At 71.1% G+C, this 1,250-nt stretch carries 1 protein-coding gene; it reads left to right on the top strand.

The window, feature by feature from the left end; genetic code table 11:
- Window positions 1-102 precede the first annotated feature (102 nt).
- Window positions 103-1,250, top strand: a 1,148-nt coding sequence (locus E4P41_RS21725) for an IS4 family transposase (RefSeq protein WP_135143258.1), incomplete at its 3' end; no start/stop codon positions are given.

Raw genomic sequence — 1,250 nt, 5'->3', positions numbered from 1 at the left:
CAATGCCACTTAGCCTAAGTTGATCATGTAGTTGTCGGCGTGGCGGACCGATTCGTCCCGTCGGCGGTGTCAGCGTGCCCGGCCGTGGATCATCCTGAGGCCGTGCGTCCGGATCAGGTGTCGCTGGGGGTGCTGGTCACCGCGATCCCCCGGGACGCGGTGGACGCGGCGATCGCCGGCTGCGGGGTCGGTGAGCGGCGCCGCGGCGGCAAGCTTCCGGCGCACGTGGTGGCGTATCTGACGCTGGCGATGTGTCTGTTTCCCGAGGACGACTACGAAGAGGTCGCGACCAAGGTCACCGGCGCGTTCGATCGGCTGGGCTGTTGGAATGCGGGCTGGACGGTGCCGACCGCCGGCGGGATCAGCCAGGCCCGCAAGCGGCTGGGGCCGAAGGTGCTGGCCGAGGTGTTCGAGACGATCGCCGGCCCGGCGGCCGAGCCGTCGACCCGCGGGGCGTGGCTGCGCGACTGGCGGCTGATGGCGATCGACGGGTTCGAGGTCGACCTGCCCGACACGCCGGACAACGCCGCCGAGTTCGGCTATTCCGGTTCCGGGGACAACCGGTCGGCGTTTCCCAAGGCGCGGGTGGTGGCGCTGGCCGAGTGCGGCACGCACACCTTCCTCGCCGCCGAGGTCGGCGCCTGGTCGGTCGGGGAGAAGACCCTGGCCCGCCGGCTGCTGCCGCGGCTGAATCCGGACGAGTTGCTGACCGCCGACCGCAACTTCTACAGCTTCGACGCCTGGGAGCTGGCGGCGCGCACCGGGGCGGCGCTGTGCTGGCGGGCCCCCACGCAGCTGCAGCTGCCGGTGGTCGGTGTGCTCGAGGACGGCAGCTACCTCAGCGTGCTCATCCACCCCGACGTGCGCGGCCGCCGCCGCGACGAGCTGCTCGCCGCCGCGGCGGCCGGTGATGACCTGGACGACGAACCGGCGCACCTGGTCCGGGTCATCGAGTACGACGTGCCCGATCGGGACGGCAACGGCACCGGCGAGCTGATCGTGCTGCTGACCAACATCTGCGACCCCGAGCAGGCGCGTGCGGACGAACTCGCCGCCGCGTATGCCGAACGCTGGGAAGAGGAAACCGGAAACGATCAGCTCAAGACGCATCTGCGCGGTCCCCGCCGGATGCTGCGCTCGAAGCTGCCCGAGCTGGCGCACCAGGAGATCTGGGCCTGGCTGCTGGTGCACCACGCCCTGGCCCACCTGATCACCCGCGCCGCCGACGCCATCGACATAGACCCCGACCG

This window comes from Geodermatophilus sp. DF01-2 (genome assembly GCF_004571065.1).
Lineage (GTDB): Bacteria > Actinomycetota > Actinomycetes > Mycobacteriales > Geodermatophilaceae > Geodermatophilus.
This window is presented reverse-complemented; position numbering and strand designations above follow the sequence as displayed.